Annotated in this window: 12 protein-coding genes; 4 read left to right on the forward strand and 8 right to left on the reverse strand. The window is 52.5% G+C overall.

Annotated elements, in window-relative coordinates:
• Positions 1–15 precede the first annotated feature (15 nt).
• Positions 16–1,578 carry a glycoside hydrolase family 43 protein gene (locus tag ACFSW5_RS21805; protein ID WP_379277925.1) on the reverse strand — a complete coding sequence of 521 codons (1,563 nt, stop codon included), beginning with the start codon at positions 1,576–1,578 and terminating at the stop codon, positions 16–18.
• Between the two features lie 205 nt (positions 1,579–1,783).
• On the opposite strand from ACFSW5_RS21805, the gene ACFSW5_RS21810 reads away from it, so the two are divergent.
• A complete protein-coding gene (locus tag ACFSW5_RS21810) occupies positions 1,784–2,536 on the forward strand; it encodes an NAD-dependent epimerase/dehydratase family protein (RefSeq protein WP_379277928.1) in 753 nt (250 codons plus the stop codon).
• Between the two features lie 206 nt (positions 2,537–2,742).
• Complete coding sequence (locus ACFSW5_RS21815; RefSeq protein WP_379277931.1) at positions 2,743–3,657, forward strand: pectinesterase family protein; 915 nt, start codon at positions 2,743–2,745, stop codon at positions 3,655–3,657.
• 100 nt (positions 3,658–3,757) lie between these two features.
• On the opposite strand, the gene ACFSW5_RS21820 is transcribed toward ACFSW5_RS21815, so the two are convergent.
• The 7 genes from ACFSW5_RS21820 to ACFSW5_RS21850 all read right to left on the reverse strand — a co-directional run bounded on the left by ACFSW5_RS21820 (position 3,758) and on the right by ACFSW5_RS21850 (position 14,171).
• Entirely contained in the window at positions 3,758–4,777 is a 1,020-nt protein-coding gene (locus tag ACFSW5_RS21820; protein WP_379277933.1) for a dienelactone hydrolase family protein, read from the reverse strand.
• Positions 4,774–6,852 (reverse strand): GDSL-type esterase/lipase family protein, encoded by a 2,079-nt coding sequence (locus tag ACFSW5_RS21825; RefSeq protein ID WP_379277935.1) that lies wholly within the window; start codon positions 6,850–6,852, stop codon positions 4,774–4,776. The genes ACFSW5_RS21820 and ACFSW5_RS21825 overlap by 4 nt, the downstream gene beginning before the upstream one ends.
• A 224-nt stretch (positions 6,853–7,076) precedes the next feature.
• Positions 7,077–7,526 (reverse strand): MarR family winged helix-turn-helix transcriptional regulator, encoded by a 450-nt coding sequence (locus ACFSW5_RS21830; RefSeq protein ID WP_379277938.1) that lies wholly within the window; start codon positions 7,524–7,526, stop codon positions 7,077–7,079.
• Between the two features lie 37 nt (positions 7,527–7,563).
• Positions 7,564–8,331: a pirin family protein gene (locus ACFSW5_RS21835; protein ID WP_379277940.1), complete on the reverse strand. Its 768-nt coding sequence runs from the start codon at positions 8,329–8,331 to the stop codon at positions 7,564–7,566.
• A 37-nt stretch (positions 8,332–8,368) separates the two neighbouring features.
• Positions 8,369–8,710 (reverse strand): DoxX family protein, encoded by a 342-nt coding sequence (locus ACFSW5_RS21840; RefSeq protein WP_379277942.1) that lies wholly within the window; start codon positions 8,708–8,710, stop codon positions 8,369–8,371.
• Between the two features lie 847 nt (positions 8,711–9,557).
• Positions 9,558–10,166, reverse strand: coding sequence for a hypothetical protein (locus ACFSW5_RS21845; protein ID WP_379277944.1), 609 nt, complete (start codon positions 10,164–10,166; stop codon positions 9,558–9,560).
• Positions 10,167–10,400: 234 nt separating this feature from the next.
• Positions 10,401–14,171: an LAGLIDADG family homing endonuclease gene (locus tag ACFSW5_RS21850; RefSeq protein ID WP_379277947.1), complete on the reverse strand. Its 3,771-nt coding sequence runs from the start codon at positions 14,169–14,171 to the stop codon at positions 10,401–10,403.
• 408 nt (positions 14,172–14,579) lie between these two features.
• Here ACFSW5_RS21850 and ACFSW5_RS21855 point away from each other — a divergent pair, with 408 nt between their 5' ends.
• Positions 14,580–16,394, forward strand: coding sequence for a DEAD/DEAH box helicase (locus ACFSW5_RS21855; RefSeq protein ID WP_379277952.1), 1,815 nt, complete (start codon positions 14,580–14,582; stop codon positions 16,392–16,394).
• The gene (locus ACFSW5_RS21860; protein WP_379277955.1) at positions 16,391–17,338 is read left to right on the forward strand and encodes a YqhG family protein; all 948 of its coding nucleotides are present in this window, start codon (positions 16,391–16,393) and stop codon (positions 17,336–17,338) included. The genes ACFSW5_RS21855 and ACFSW5_RS21860 overlap by 4 nt, the downstream gene beginning before the upstream one ends.
• The last annotated feature ends 165 nt before the right edge of the window (positions 17,339–17,503 follow it).

The raw sequence follows: 17,503 nt of genomic DNA on the forward strand, positions 1-17,503 counted from the left end.
GCGGATGCGTATCATTCAAGCTTGAAGCGCTTGCACGCGGAACCAGTCCGCATCCATATAACCGCCGGAATCTTCGCGGGAAGAACGTGCCGCGAACAACCCGACCTTCGCTCCCACCCAATGTCCCTTTGTCGCTTGGAACCGCTCGTGAACGAGCGCTTCGAAGCGCTCGCCGTCCAGACTGTACTCAAACAGGCACTTCGCTTCTTCATTGACGGAAACCCGAAGGACAAGCCGATCCGAAGGCAGGTTTATCCGTCTAAGCTCCGATTCCTTGTCTTTGTCGCCGGATGCCAAGACGAGCGACCGTTCGCCCGACGCTCCAATCTCCGCGCCGAGGAAGCTGTATTGGTATCCGAATACGATTAGTCCTGCCCGGTCTCCGGCTGCCAGCGAGCCAAAATCTACGCTGGCCGACGCCGCGAATGCGAGAGCCGGGAACTTCTGCAGCAGCAGCTGCGGCGCCCCATATAACGTTGCCGCCTCTTCCGGCATCGGCCTCGCAAACAGGCGCAAATAACCCGGCTTGGCTTGGCACGAATACCATTCCGCGGACGGATTCGCTTGCCATTGCCACTGCAGCCCCAGCCGCTCCGTCTCGAATTCGTCGGAGGTTTGCGGCGTTTCGATCGGGTAGACCTTGCCGACGTCCGGCTTGGGATAACGAAGCACCGGTTCGCCGATGCCGTCGCCGTTTGCGTCCTCGCCCATCATCGGCCAATCGTCGGACCATCGAACCGGCTGCAAATGGACGATTCGGCCGTAGGCGTCTTTATCTTGGAAATGCATAAACCAGCTTTCGCCCGACTTTAATTCCACGAGACCGCCTTGATGCGGACCGTTGATCGGCGTATCGCCTTGATGAAGCACGATTTTATCCTCGTATGGGCCGTAAATCGATCTGGAGCGCAGCACCGTCTGCCATCCCTTCGCCACCCCGCCCGCTGGGGCAAAAATATAATAGTAGCCGTTGCGCTTATACATTTTGGGGCCTTCCATCGTCGGATGATCGGAGGTTCCGTCAAAGATGATTTGCCCTTCGTCCAGCAGCCGCGTGCCGTCCGGGGACATGCGGCATAACCTCAGCAGATGCTTGATGCCGCAGCGGCTTCTGGCGAACGCGTGCACCAGATAGGCGCTGCCGTCGTCGTCCCAGAACGGGCAAGTGTCGATCAATCCTTTGCCTTCCTGAACCAGATGGAGAGGCGTCCACTCTCCGGCGGGATCTTCCGCCGTGCTCATCAAGATGCCGACGTCCGGATCGCCGTAAAAAATCCAATACTTCCCGTCATGGTATCGCAAAGACGGAGCCCATACGCCGTTGCCGTGCTGGGGCTTGTCATAACCGGGCAAGCCCATATGCGGAATGACGTGATTAATGATTTTCCAATTGACCAAGTCTTTGGAATGAAGAACAGGCAGCCCCGGAATATGCCCGAAGCTGGAGGCCGTCATATAAAAATCGTCCTCGACGCGAATGACGTCCGGGTCCGAATAATCCGCGTGGAGCACGGGGTTAATAAACGTTCCGTCTCCTTGGTCGGCGACCCATGCGGCGGTTAAAGCGGCTGTTTCCATAACCTTCTCTCCCCTTCGTTTCGATTTCTCCCTTTCAAGCACGAAGCAAAAAAACATCGTTCCCCCCTATTATAGAGATGAAAACATTTAAAATTTTCTCCCTTCATGCTCACTTACCCGCAAAAATTGTTCTTTCTTGTCTTTCAAAGTTTGATGGCCGAACTAGATGGTTAAATTAGGTAGAAAACAAACGAAGGAGTACAAGATGAATAAACATATCGTGCTCGTCGGCGGTTCCGGACTTATCGGCTCGATTCTTGCCGAGGAATTGCAGAGCAGGTATCGCATAACCGTCATCGATTTAAAAGAACCGGAACGGCCTTGCCGCTATATTCGGGCAGACGCCGCAAACTACGGGGACATTCGCGGCAAGCTCCCGCAAGACGCGGATGCCGTCGTCAATCTGTTAAAAATCGATACCGGAGACGAGATCGGGCATCTCGACCGAATGATCGACGTCTATTTGAAAGCCTCCGTCCATATTTTGTACGCCGCGGCCGAACTCGGTATCCCCAAAGTTATCTTCGCGAGCAGCAATCATGTAACCGACGCCTATGAACAAGAAGGCGAGTCTCTCCTTGGCCGGCCTATCCATGTGCGCGACTATCCTTATTCCATGTCGATGTACGGCATTCTGAAGCTGGCGTCGGAGAATGTCGGGTATATGGTTTCCGCGAAAAAAGGGCTGTCCGTCCTGAACATCCGCATCGGTTCGGTGCCGCGGGACGAGAGACAAGCCCTTAAGGACAATAGGCGGATGCGGCGTACGCTGCTGACGCGCTCCGACGTTGCCGCGTTGTTCCAGGCGGCCATCGAAGCGAATGTGCGATGCGGCACCTATTACGGCGTTTCGGATAATCCCGGCAAGCCATGGGACACGGCGAACGCGCGGAGCGAGCTCGGGTTCGTATCGGTACGGAATGCGGAGGATATCGCGTCATCCTTGGACGATGAATAAAACACTCGAATGGAATCGGTCTATTAGATGAACGAGAGCAAATAAAGCAAAGGATTCCGTTTATTTCGGCAAATAAACGAAACATTTCCCGTCCTGTTTCCGCTATTCTTAACAAGAACAACCAGCCTGCGCGAGCCTGATGCGAAATACGGCTTTTGTGCGGGTTCGGGTCTCAAAATCAGGAAAGCGCGAGGAGGGCGTTATCATTGAAGGTAATCGTAGACCGTAACGGCGGCGGCCATTATCGAGCCGTGCAGGAGGCCGTTGACGCCGTACCCGACCATAGTCCGGAAACGGTCATTATCGAAATCGGAAACGGCGTATATCGGGAAAAGATTACGATCGGCCGCAACAAGAGGGGCATCCGTTTGATCGGGGAATCGCCGGAAAGCACCGTTTTGGTATTTTCAAACAATGCGCATACGCTCGGTTCGGACGGACAGCCTCTCGGCACGTTCCGCAGCGGAAGCTTCTATAATTATGCCGACGATTTTATTGCCGAGAACTTGACGATCCGCAACGATTCCGGCCCGCGCACGGGTCAGGCGGTAGCCGCGTTCATCGAAGCCGATAGGGCGGCTTTCCGCAACGTACGGTTTGAAGGCGATCAAGATACGCTTTATATTGCTGGCGGGCGTCAATATTTTGAGAACTGCTGCATCGAAGGGGACGTAGACTTTATATTCGGTCCGGCCACCGCCGTCTTTAACGGCTGCACGATCGTTTGCAAGCGAACGGGCGGATATTTGACCGCCGCCAACACACCGGAAAACGAGCCGTACGGTTTTGTGTTTCTGGATTGCTTCGTAAGAGGCGGCAAGGACGTCGAACGCGTCTTTTTGGGCCGTCCATGGAGGGATTTCGCCGCCGTCGCGTTTATCCGGACCGACATGGATGCGTCGGTCATCCCCGAAGGCTGGCACAACTGGGGCAAGCCGGAAAGGGAAGCGACCTCGAGGTACGCCGAATTCGGCAGCCGGGGGGCAGGAGCTAATCCGGAAGCAAGAGCGTCTTGGGCTAAACGGCTGTCGGATGAAGAGGCGATGCGATACACCGTTAATGAAGTTCTTGGCGGCCAAGACGGATGGACTCCTTCCTTTGCCAGCATCATGAAGGCATAAGTTATTGTGCCCCAACGGAAAAAAGCAGCCATCGGATGAAGTGCCCCCTATTGTTAGACACAGCTAACAATGGAGGGGCACTTCAGGATAAGCTGCCTTTTTACCTTTGAAGTTGGTCGCGAAGCCATCTGAACGCCGGTCCGCCGTTTATTTCGTGGCCCCCGGCAAAAAAATCCGCCTGTACGCCGTTTGGAGCTCCCGCGGAAGCGTAGATCTCTTTTAGATAACGATAAGCCTTCACGGCCGGTTCGCGAGGGAATACCCGGTCGGCGTCTCCGGATTCCAAAAAAAGCCCTCTTGGCGCGATCAACCCCAGCAGTTCCGGCATTTCCGCAATCGTCAGCACTCCGGGGATATAGTTGTCCAAGCAATGGTTGCGGCTTAATATACTCTCTGCGAACAGGCTGGCGTATCCGCTCACGACCGAGCACCGGATTCTTTCGTCGAGAGCCGCCGTGAATCCCGCCACGAGTCCGCCTCCGGATATGCCCATCATGCCGATGCGGCCGGCATCGACGTCACTGCGGCTTACTAAATAATCAACGACCCTCGATGTTTCGGCAATGCGGAGTCCGGCCAGCGTCCTACCGGTCATAAGCAAATGTGCGGCAAGTCTGAAGCAGGAGCTTTTCCCGGGATCTTCTTTCCGATCCTCCTCCAGCCTCCGGTCGCCGAAGCCGATCAGCTCCGGAGCGGCGACGACGAATCCCTCCTTGACAAGCGATACCGCAAAATCGCGATGAAGCCCCGGATCGGCCGTACGCTCCGTTCCATCCGGCTCCAGCCCGACGATCTGACGGCTGCCGTAGCCATGGCCGTGAAGGGCAATAACCGCAGGACATGGCCGATCTTGCGAGCGTGCCGGAATAAGCACGTATAACCTCATCCTAAGGCCTTCCACCGTTTCGATTTCGATATGCTCGCGCACGTAACCGTCGTATTCGGCCCTCTCGATTAAAAGCGGCTCCGTTTCCCGCTTTTCCGCTCGAAATTCCCCGAGAAGACGCCGAAAATCCGCAGCAACTTTAAGGCGTCTCGCGTGTCCGTCTCTTACCGCCGCAGCCTCTCTTTCTCCAGCCGCCTGGCTGACCAGAAAGTCCAAATAATGTTCGAGTTTCATGAAGATGGCCTGCTCCTTTCCATAAAGAGGGGGTTTATTTGTCCCGAATGTTCTTCCCGATCGGACAGAACCGATGCCGGAACATCGGATAAGAGCGCATGGTTCTCCGCTTTTGCCGGATTGAACAAAACCCACATGAAATATAAAGATTTTGCCGCCTTTGCTCGGGTAACCGCCGCTTTGGGCTCCAGCTCCGTTCCGTTCCGCAGTTTTCCCCTTTGAATGTTTTTCTCGGAACGAATAAGCCCGAGCTCGTATGCGTCCTTCAGCTTCTCCGCCCATTGCGGATCCGCTTCGTCCGCATCCTTCAGATTCCCGAACGGAACGATCGGATCGTACGACAACCCTTGCGCTCCCGAATCCAGGTTCGGATCGTATTGGGAATTCCCAGGTATCCTGACCTTTCCATTGTAATCCGTCATATAGATAGGTTTCTCGCGGAACAAAGCATGATAGACGTCCGCCAGGATCGCCCCCATCACTTCGCGAGTCAAACCGCCGTCCGGGTATCCCTTCAAAAGACCGGAATTCAGCTTCGCCAGTTTACAAACGGCCGTTATGTAATCCTGAACCGACATCACCGCATCCGGATGAAAATTGCCTTCATGATCCTTGGCCATGCACCCAAGCTGCACCATCTTTTCGATCTGGTTCCGGTAATAAGCGCCTTGCCCGCTTGCCGCATCGTTAACCGTTTCGGGGAAAACCCGGGACCAGTCGCCGGATACGACGGCATCTTTCACGTCTTTCTTAAAATAAGAAGCGAGACCGTGGGCAATGCCATCCCCGTCTCTCCCCTTGGCTGCCAGTTCGGTCACCATGATTTTCACGAATTGCTTGGACAATGCTTCTTTAAAATGCGTGCCGTCTATTTTATTCGCCGGATGGCCGTTTGCATAAGTGCCGTCATTCGTTTTGCCGGGCGATTCTCCCGCTTCAATGGACATAAACATTGCCGTCGTTGCTTCAACGCCGATCCGGTTATAGTACCTTAAACTTTCCGAATTCAGATCGAGCACCGTAATACCTTGTTCAGCGCCAACTCTCTTTAACAGATCAGGGAACCTTCGCTCTCGAAAAGAGTTCTCGTAAACTTGTCCGTCCGCCGCTTCTCCGTTCACTCTGGACATCGGGGTCACAAATACGGGAATGAGGCCTCTGGCACGTATAGCGGGCAAATAAACTTCACGGATAAATGTTTCGTACGTTTCCTCCGTCGATCCCCTTCCGTAGCGCCTAAACTCGTCCGCACTTTCGTCATTATGGCCGAATTGGATAAACAGATAATCGCCTTCGCGGGCGGATATGAGAATATCGTTTAAGCGTCCTTCCCAGTAAGCATTTTTAAAAGACCTTCCTCCCATGGAATAATTCAGTACCTTGACCTTGTTTTCATCAAACATTTTGTAGAAAATCTGACCCCATCCGCTCATTGGCGCTTCGTCGAACGTGTACGACTTGACCGTCGAATCTCCCAACAGATAGATAGCGGGTCGTTCCCCTTCGCGGCGAAGATTCCGTGCAAGCGGTTCCAACGTAATCCGTTTAAGGCCGACAGGCACCCCTCGTTCCTTAGGTTCGACTTCGACATCGATATATTCCCGGCCGTTCGCGTAAGTGAACGACCATTCGCAGTCGTTCTTCAGCAAGGCGGTCGTCTTCACTGGAATAAGCCCCGCTGCATCCCAGAACCCGCCTTCGAGCAACCGGCTTGCCCGCATGGCTGAAACCGATACGGCCGTCTGGTCGGCCGGAGTCGCGGTTTGAACGTAAATACGATAAGCGCCGGGAGGGACCTGAATGCGAAACGCCATGCCGAAGTTGTTGTAATTCTCTTGTTCAAAGCCCTTCTCCTCGAAAAAATCCGGTTCGGTTATAAAGAAGCCGTTATCGTCCGATACGATCTGCGCGGTATGCACTTCTCTGCCGGGAAACGCGCAGGTCCGGTTTACAAAGCCATAACCTGCCGAATCGTTATATAACGGCGCACGCCGGTTCTCATCGAGCTCCACGCTCGTCTCACCCGGTTTTTGGTCCGCGGTAAAATTATACGAAACCATTCCGTTCTTTTCCATCCTCATCCCCAATTCGTCAGCGGCCTCCAGTCTAGGGCTAATTGTATAACCTAATATTAGTACATTATAATGGTGGTTTCTTCTTATGTTTTTGACTTCTTGGGATGAAAATTGAACATCTTTGCCCAAATGAAGTCAGTTGAGCTTGCTATGACGGAAGGAATCGAATAAAAAAGAACACCCTATTGGGTGTTCCCGGCCTGTTGAGATACTGCAAGTGTTAACTATTTAAGTTCACTGGCGCCCAGTCCAAGTCTTTTGAGAAGTTCCGTTAACTGAATTTTTTCCTCCATACTTAAGAAAGACAAATTTTTGGAAATAACTTCGACATGTTGAGGAAAAATTTCTGTAAATAATTGATGTCCTTTCTCGGTTAGAACCACAACTGAAGCTCTGCGATCGGTTGGACTCGGCTCCCTTTTTACATAATCATTTTTTTCAAGCTTATCCACCACATAAGTAATGCTTCCGCTGGGGATGGATAATTTCTCGCTAATTTTTTGAATCCCATGGGGCCCTTTATTATAAAGGAGCTCCAGAATCATAAAATTTTCAGGACTAATTCCGTGTCTTTGTATATCTTTTACGACATGGTCAAAAATCGTTCTGCTGGCCTTAAGCCAAACCCGAAACAGCCTTAGATCAACTTGACTTTCCTCATCGTTTTGATGCACTTGCTAAACCTCCTATACCTTCAGCCAGAAACCTCGATTATCTTTGTTTTCTGAATAAAGGATAGTCAACTTGGGACGGAATATCAATGATAAAGATTCTAAGTTCCTTTTCTGACGCATTAATCTTAACTTCTCCGCCCTCGTCGGTTTGGACGACAACAAAATCTTTATGTTCAAAACGAGTTGAACCAGTTGTGTCCGGCGATACTGTTCCGCCGCCTCTTATCGCTAAACCGGCTAATGTTCGGTTGGGCAGAAGCCTATAGGTATATTCTGTTCCATTTGGAATGGAGACGTCCCACATCGCCGCGTCAGTGACAATTTTCATTGGCGAATCGTTGCCTAGAACGGTTTTAATTTTCATGCCATCTTTAACGAAAACGGGAAAATCATCGGAATTATATTGCGCATAAGTAGGCGTACGCTTTACCGCCTGGCTTAAATGCGGTTCAAACCAGATTTGAAAAGCTTCGGTCGGTTCTTTTAAAGCTTCTCCATGATACACGCCGGAGCCTGTTTGCATAAGTTGGGCTCCCCCTTCGGATACAACGCTCTCCGTGCCAAGCGTGTCCCGATGATAACCTTTACCCTTGATCACATAAGTGATGATTTCAAATCCTTGATGAGGATGCAGATCAATCTCTGCGGGTTCCTGGGAGCTTGCCCAGGCCCAATAGAATAAAGGACCAAGCCTATTGATTAAGGATCCTTCTCTCGGAAAGCCAATCGGCTTTTGCTCTTTTATTTTTCCTCCGTCAAACTCACCAATCGCCTGATCCTGAGGTTTAATAATTTGAATGTCCATCTTGCACCCTCCTCAAGAGCAATGGATAAAACAAGAGTTAAAAGTTTATACCGAACACTGCCAATCCCAATACCAGCAAAATAATCGGCATCATCATTTGTTTGGCCGAATCTTTCATTTTGATGTGAGTAAGAATCGCTCCAATCATCGTTGCAGCGATGACCAGCCCGCCCCAAACGGCATAGGTCTGATTCCAGATGCCCGCAATCATTAAAGCTGCTGCAATAAACTCCACTATTCCCGTGAAGTATCGAAACGCTGCGGGATAGCCATAATGCTTGAAACCTTCGACCATTTGCTTCGATCCGAACTTCATGAACCCGAACATCAGAAAACCTAACCCCAAAATAGCTTGAAGAACGATGGATAAAATACTCATTTCACTTCTCCTCTTTTTCTTAGTTTGTGTATTCCCTATTATTATATATCCTATACTTAGGATATATGTCAATAGGATAATTTAATGGCCCGTGTCGCGGGCGTCCAGTGCCCATTTCGTATAAAACGGCATCTCATCAATTCTGAAAAATCCAATCCTTCCTTGCCAATATTGACTACTTTCTCTCTCTCATCTCTCTGTCGCGGAGTCTTTGAAGGAAAAAAGGCCTTTTTAACATTCAAATAACCGAAGGCGAGGAAACAACAATGGATCTTAAATGGATTAACAAAGCGGAGCTTTTCCCGAGTATAAACGTTGAGTTGATGAATGAGGTCGTGGAACTTTCCCGCGAGACAAAAGTCGTTTCGCTTAAGTTCGAATAGAGGTACAACCTCCAGTACATAGGGGAATTAGCTGAGCATAGAATTGGCTTCACGGCCTCCCACACAATAATTAATAATCATACCATTAGTTACCAAATCGGAACAGACGTGATTTACCATCTACATTAATAAGGTTTGTTTATTGGATATGTCTACAACTTATGAACTATAAATCCGATAATTAAACCATGTAAATATCATCGAGTGGCATGGGAGAGAGAAAATTAGATGTTTGAAGAAAACCCTGAAGAGTTTAAGGATGAGATCCGTCTGGACAGAGGATAACGAAACCATTTATTTGTTCCGTTTAGGTTTGTTCAGATTTGGCCCAATTTAGATGATAAAAGTAACGTTTGACTTCCCTACGAAATGCAAAAAAAGCCGCCCGAATCTCGGAACGGCTGATTATTATGCTGCGTTTAGATAGTTGGGCGGTTTCTACTAGACAAGAACAGATGAAGATCTTATTCGTTAGTCCATGAAGTGCCGTCAGTATAAATCACTCTTACAATTTTAAAGTTCCCAACCGATTTGGCAAGCGAAAAATCGCTAAGGTCCCAGTGAATATACATCGTTCCTCCCGACGTTAGATCCATATAATCGGTATTGCCATAAAAACGATTTCTGCCGGTGTAAGGATTGACTAAAGTCTTGCCATTCGCATCGTAGCAATTGAAAGCAACTTCAAAATAGGCAATATTTTTCTCGGAGAGGTTCATAAAGTATACTTTAACTTCTGGATAGTAACCATTATTCAGCACTTCTGATTTCTTGACTTTGAGTGGTACATAATTGTTTTCAACGAATAAGCGTTTTCTTTCGTCATCGAGTGCTTTTAAGTAAGAAGCTATAAAGGAATCTGATTGGTACATAGCATCGAAGTGATCAAAGTTCATGCTCATCGTTACTACTCCGTCGGTCTCTATGCTCTTCACCGCTCTGCCCCAAAAACCGTATTCAACATTATTCTCATAGAAAACCTCGGCAATATTAACGGTGCTATGTGCAAAAGCCTGCTTTTGTCCCGCTTCCAACGTCAAAGACAACTCATACGGGACAATTTCCGTTTCCATTACTCTATACTCGACATAGTTCACTTTCATCGCTTTATCACTTAAATAGCTGCATAATCTCAATCTTATTACAAAGCCGAGCTTTCAGGAAAACTCGATAGCTCTGCGTGATATTCTATTTCCTCGTACGCTCGAACCATTGTCGGTTCAGGTGCAACACTAACTTCGTAATTCCTTCTTTTGCAAGTACAATTTCCGACATTTCTCACAAAAAAAGGAGCGCGGACACGCTCCTTAGTTACACCTGCTATAGCCGCAATTTGTACATTGCTTGCAGCCCTCGATATTGATCAATGACGCGGCTCCGCAGGACGGGCATAGGTCAAGCGAAGCTCTGCCGCCGCTTGCATGCCCTTGCGACACCCCAGCCGGTGCTGCCGGCGTCCCGTTCCCATCTCCTCCGACAGCTGCCGAAGCATACGCGGCGGAATCTCCGCTGCCCGCTTCCGTATGCATCTCCAGCGCCTTGGCGACCGCGTCGGCGATCGACTCGACCCGATTGGCGCCAAAGCCGATCGCGCCGGTGCCGCCGATCCCTTTCAAATGCTTAATAAGCAGCTTTACCTTATTGCCGTGGTTGCCGTAGCGGAGGAACAGCGAACATACGCGTCCAAGCGCCTCCGCCATCGCGAACACGTCCGAGCCCGCTTTGCCTACGTTCAGGAAAATTTCGCCCGGCGTTCCGTCGATATCGTTGATCGTAATATACGCCATCCCAAACGGTGTGTTCAGCTTATAAGTCGCGCCTCGCAGCACTTGCGGGCGGCGCTTGTATTCATTGTCGATCACCTTGCCGGACTGCGAGCCGTCATGGCTTTCTCCGGCAGCTCCGCCGGGCCCTCCCGGCCCGGCCAATGCCTCGCCCGCTGCGGCTTCGATCGCAACGGACGACTTCTCGGCCGGCAGCGACGCCTTTTCCTCTTCCGTACTGTCTTCCTTCTTCGCCGTTAACACCTGCACATCCCGACTGCCGTCTCGGTAAATCGTGACGCCTTTGCATCCAAGCTCGTAAGCCAGCTCGTACAGCTCTTTCGTCTCCTCGACGGTAAATTCGTGCGGCGCGTTCGCCGTCTTCGAGATCGAGCTGTCAACCCAACGCTGGATCGCCGCCTGCACGCGGATGTGATCCTGTGCCGACAAATCCATAGCGGTGACGAAGTATTCCGGAAGCTCTTCGCCCGGGTGCTCGGCCAGCCACTCGGCCGCGATCGGCACCAGCTGCTTGTCGAAGCCAAGCCGGCTTTGCCTGTAATATTCGAAGGCGAAGTATGGCTCGATGCCCGTCGACGTGCCGACCATCGTTCCGGTGCTTCCCGTCGGCGCTTGCGTCAATACCGTCACGTTCCGCATGCCGTTTGCCTCTATCGCCTCGCCGACCTCGGGGAACCGTTCAAGCATGTTCCGCATGAAGCCGCTCTGCACGAACAGCTTCTTGTCGAACGCTTCGAACGAGCCTTTCTCCGCCGCGATTTCCGCGGAAGCCAGATAGGCCTCCCGGGCGATAAAGCCGTACAGCTTATCCAGAAACTGCAGCGACTCCGCGCTGCCGTACCGAATGCCGAGCTTGATCATCAGCTCGGCGAGTCCCATGGAGCCAAGCCCGATCCGGCGCTCCCGCTTCTGGTTCCGCTCGTTTTCCTCGAAATGGTAAGGCGTCGCATCAATGACGTTGTCGAGGAAGCGAACGCCCCACCTCGTTACCTTCGCCAGCTCCTCCCAATTGACGTCATCAGCTTTTTCGTCGTAAAACTTGGACAAGTTGATCGCCGATAAATTGCAAACGCCCCAGGCAGGCAAGCCTTGTTCGCCGCAGTTGTGGGCCACAAAACCCGACGCGATGAGCGAATGGGTTACCGGCTCCGAAATATCGTAAACCATAACGGTCTCGTTTGGTACAACGGATTCGACCTGGCTAACGAATTTTTCTTGTTTCCTCGATGGCCTTGCAATCCGCTTTAACGCTTCCTGTTTTCTGCTTACAAGCTTAAATCCTATTTGCTCCTTGAAAACGACAAGATTGTTACCGCTAATAATAAGCTCGTATAACGGCTGGCTGTTATGAGTCTTTTTCTGTCCATCCGACTTGCGAACATATTCGAATAAGCGCTGATTCGTTTTCTTACGGGCATAAATCCGGCCATGAACGCCGTAGTTCAACAGCAGCAATTGAACATCCTGCAGTAAACCTTTTGAAACGGACGTTAACCGAACGGTTCGATGCATCTCATCCCCTTCATATACCGTCCCGTCTGAGCTGAACAAAGCTTGCAGAAATGCGGTAACCGTCCTCTCGGTGGAAGTAAATATTGTTGAAGGAACCCTTTTTTCAGCCGCCTTAACTGGTTTAACGCCTATCTCAAGCAACTTGGCAAGGAAAGATTTCTTCCACCACAATACCTGCTTCGTCCCATTTTCCCGCTCGTACACTTTTGCTTTTGTTCCGGTTATCGCCTCGGCGGCATCCAAGATATGCCGGAGCGCATCCTGATCATCTTTACCGAAGACCATTCCGATGTCGCCCCGTTTCGAAATCCATCCGTCGCCGGTTAACCAACCCAGAAACAAGCCCCATTGCTCGCCAAGCTCATCCTCCATTGCAAAAACGCCTTTGCCGGACTGAATATAGACCATATCTTCCTTCTGAAGTTTTCCGGCTTCTTTCCAACCCGAGTCCGTGTATAATCGATGATCCGCAGTTACTTTTATTTCCATGCCGTTTTTCAAAACAACCGCAACCGTAGTTTTTTTCCCCGTCGCAAAAACGGTCGCCGAGCGGTATTGAACGCCGGGAATTTCATACGAACGTCCGCCTACGATTCTCGCCGCCTCCACCAACCGATTGTCCGTAGCCGTAAGAAAACGTGCCTCTCCGACTTTGCCAGCCAAGTCTTCAATACGGATCAAGCCATATTCTGTCGAAATGCGAGTATCCGGGTGGAAGCAAGGATTGGTCGAAATAATCGGATTAAAATACCAGCTGTTCGACATCTCGTTGTACCGTTCCATGAATACGACGCCGGGCTCCGCCGATTTCCAGGCCGATTCGATTATCGTATGCCAGATGTCGCGGGCTTTCATCGTTTGATGGGTGACGACCCGTTTGCCGCGGTTTCTCCAATCCGCCAGATCGCCCCGCCACAGCTCGTCGTATTCCGGATCTTTCGTGTCCGGGAATACGAGCTCCCAGTCCAGATCCTCCTTCACCGCCTTCATGAAGCCGTTGCTGACGCAAACGGACAGGTTGGCGTTCGTCACCTCGCCCATTTGCTGCTTCACCGTAACGAACTCGAGCAAATCCGGGTGCCAGTCGTTCAGCATAAGCATCAAAGCGCCGCGCCGGCTTCCGCCCTGCTCGATAAGCCCTGTCGCGTAGCTGAACAAGCCCCCCCACGAGACGGCGCCGCTCGATTTGCCGTTGACGCCGGCCACGATCGTATGGCGAGGGCGAAGCGTGGACAGATTGATGCCGACGCCGCCGCCGCGGGACATAATTTCCGTCATTTCGCTAAGCGTCCGCATAATGCCGCCCCTGCTGTCCTCCGGCGACGGAATGACGTAGCAGTTAAAAAGCGTCAGCTCGTCGCCCGCTCCGGCTCCCGCCGCAATGCGTCCGCCAGGGACCAGCTTCCAGTCGTCCAGCGCGTATCGGAACCGCTCCTTCCATAGCCGGACCTTGTCCGGCTCGCGTTCGACGGCGGCCATAACGCCGGCGAGACGGTCCCACATTTGCTCCGGCTCCGTCTCCGCGGTGAGCTGAATCCGGCTCGCCGACGACTCGACGTCGACGATTTCCCCGCTTCGAAGACGGACGCGGACGCGTTCGCCTTCCCTCGCAATCACTTCGCCGACTTCCTTCGACGGGAACTTCGTGTCCTCTTTCGTCGTGACCAATACGACGTCGCCCGGCATTGCCCCGCCGCCGTTCGCCGCTTTAAGCGCGTACCGGTCCAAAAAAATTTTTTCGCTTAACCCTTCAAGCCGTTTCGTTCCCTTCCGTCCTTCCATTCGCTTCAACCTCCGTTCCCATAAGCGTATACGGCTTCGCCGTCCTCTAGCGGCAGAGCTTACGTTTCGCGGTGAAATACTCAATTCCCTGCAAGCTATAACTATATATCGTGTCCGTGTATTCTATTATACACTATATATTGATAAGAAAAACAATTTATCGAAGCATTTTCGGTCGCGCGACCGCTAATCAAGTGTGTTTGATTGCCAGAAAATTTCGTTCTTCCGGCAGCTTCGGATAAAAGGTGTTGCGATTCATTTTGCGGATTCTTTTGCGCATTTCTCCCGTCCGTCGTTCTCCGTTTCGAAGTTCGTCCGGTTACGTTTAATATGGCTCATTGTTAGTAAGAATGGATGAAAAGGCACATATTATGAACCTACGAACCGCGCGAAAGGAGAGCATCAACGATGACATTATCTTCAGCGCCTCCCCCGGCTCCGCAGAACGCGAAACGCAAGCTGCACCCGGAGGTCGACCTGCAGTTCGACCGCAGCTGGTTCGAGGAGCTGCAAAGCCGGCTCGCGAAGAACGGTCCCTGGGACGACTGGAATCTCTATCAGCTGTGCATGGAAGCCGAGCAGGCGAAACGGATCGAAAGCTTCGACCAGCTCCAATGCCTGCGAACCCTTCCTTCGCTGGAGCCGATGCCCCATCAGATCAGCACCGCGCGCAAAGTCGTGCACGAAATGGGCGGGCGCGCGATACTGGCCGACGAAGTCGGCCTCGGCAAGACGATCGAAGCCGGTCTCGTGCTGAAAGAATATATGGTGAGAGGGCTCGTCAAGCGTGCCCTCGTTCTTGTACCCGCTTCATTGGTGCTGCAATGGGTGCGCGAGCTGAACCAAAAGCTCGGCATACCCGCCATCGCCCAGAAGCGGGAACATACGTGGCAGAACGATATCGTCGTCGCCTCCATCGACACGGCCAAGCGGGACCCTCACCGGGACATCGTCCTTGGCCAAGACTACGACATGATCATTATCGACGAGGCGCACAAGCTGAAAAACAAAAAAACGACCAATTACCAGTTCGCCTGCCAGCTTCGCAAAAAATATTGCCTGCTGCTGACCGCCACGCCGATGCAAAACGATCTGGACGAGCTGTTCAATCTGATCACGCTGCTCAAGCCGGGACAGCTTGGCGGACAAAGCGAATTTGCCGCCAACTTCGTCGTCGACAAGCGGCTGTCCAAAAACGAGGATCAGCTTCAGGAAGCCCTTTCGGGCGTCATGATCCGCAACCGGCGCGGCGACGGCGACATCCATTTCACGAAGCGCTACGTCAAAAACGTGCCGCTGACGCTTTCGGCGGAGGAGCAGGCGTTGTACGACGCCGTCACCGGCTTTGTCAAAGAGCGGTTCGACGAAAGCGGCGGCGATCTGAGCAGCATGCTGTCTCTCGTTACGCTTCAGCGCGAGGTGTGCAGCAGCCGGGACGCCGTCTTCGTCACCCTTGTCAACTTGTTCAAGAAGACGGCGGAAGATTCCCCGGTCCGCCCGCGCATATGGGAGCTCGTCGAATTTATCCGTCAGATCAAGGCGAATACGAAGGCGGAGAAAGCGATGGAGCTCGTTCAAGAGATGAACGAGAAAGTCATCATTTTCACCGAGTACCGGGCGACCCAGGAATATTTGCTGCAGTTTTTCCGGGATAACGGCATGACGGCCGTTCCGTACCGGGGCGGCATGAACCGCGGCAAAAAAGATTGGATGATGGACCTGTTCCGCGGGCGGGCCCAAGTGCTGATCGCGACAGAAGCCGGCGGCGAAGGGATCAACCTGCAATTCTGCCACCATATGATCAACTTCGACCTGCCGTGGAACCCGATGCGGGTCGAGCAGCGAATCGGCCGCGTCCATCGGCTCGGCCAGACGGAGGATGTGAAAATTTACAACCTGTGCACGCTCGGCACGATCGAAGAGCATATCGTCCATTTGCTTCACGAGAAGATCAACTTGTTCGAAACGGTTATCGGCGAGCTGGACCATATTCTCGAAAGACTGGAGAAGAAAGGCGAAGAAACGCTGGAGCAGCGGCTGGCCAGGGCGATGCTGGAATCGGGCAGCCCTATCGAGCTGCGGGAGCGCATCAGCCAGCTAGGCTCGGACATTAGCCAGCTGCGCGGCAGTGAAGCGAATCCGGCGGCCAGCAACGCCGGCTTTAACTCGTCAACCTTCCGGGCGTTTGACGGGCTCGGACAGACGGTGGAGGTGCAGCCGTGAACGAGAAGCAGGTGCACAAGTTCGTGCAGCGATACCTGGAGGCGACCGAATGCCAAATCGTCGAAAAATCGCCTTCCCATTTTGTCGCCAAGCTGTCGCCGCAAGCGGACCGGGAGCTGACGAACCGGCCGTATTATTGGAGCTTTGTCGACCGGACCGGCACCCCGCCCGAAACGATGACCTTTCTGTTCGTAACCGACAAAAACAAATATGATGCCGCTCAAACGAAAGAGGCCCGGGAAGCGCAGCGGCCGGCAGCCGATCCCGATACCGCCGCTGCGGATTCGGCCCTGGCGCGTTCGCTTGGCTTTCTGAATCCGTCTGCAGCATCCGGCATGCGCATGCCGCGAGAGGATTTGTACTTCGGCTCGCGCAAGCTGGAACAGATGTTCGGCGCGGCCCGCTCGCAAGGAAGCTACGTGTACATGTTCCAGGAGCCGGACAAGCGCCGTCTGAATCCGTTCCAATCCACGCCTTATACGGCGTGGCTCGGGGTCAACATGCGGGTTCAGTTTGCCTGCGACCGGAAGCGGGAAGAAATTCATTCCTTCGGCGTTTCGCTGGCGACTGGACGCATCGTCGAGCAGTTCCACGACCGGTTGCTCGGGCTGAAGCTGACGCCTCGATTGCCTGCCAACGTATATATTACGAAAAACGGCCTCTCCTACGGCAAAGCGTTGTCGATCGTCGAACAATCGCTGGAGCGCAAGCTGAAGGATTACGACTATAGCTGGGCGGAAAGCGCCGTCGCCCGGCTGGAGGAGGAGCTGCGGCAGCTGCGATCCTATTACGAGCCGCTGCTGAAGCATGCCGAAGCGGACCGAAAGAATGCGATTCAAGAGCAATTCGCCCAGCGCGAGTCCGAAATCCGGTGGCAATACGAGCCGCGCGTGACCGCATCCGCCATTAATTGCGGCATCTTCCATCTGGAAGGGATCGAATAAGCCGCAATAAGACGTATACAGACTTTATTCGCACCGATCCAACAAAAATAGTACAACCCTCTCCGGCTTTCCGTTGACAGCTTGCAACAGCTTTTTTCGCGGGCTGCCGCTACAATGAAAGCCATGAGAGGGTTTACATAGACAAGCCTTGCCCAGGAGGTGGGA

The organism is Paenibacillus thailandensis (assembly GCF_042685365.1).
Lineage (GTDB): Bacteria > Bacillota > Bacilli > Paenibacillales > Paenibacillaceae > Paenibacillus_AP > Paenibacillus_AP thailandensis.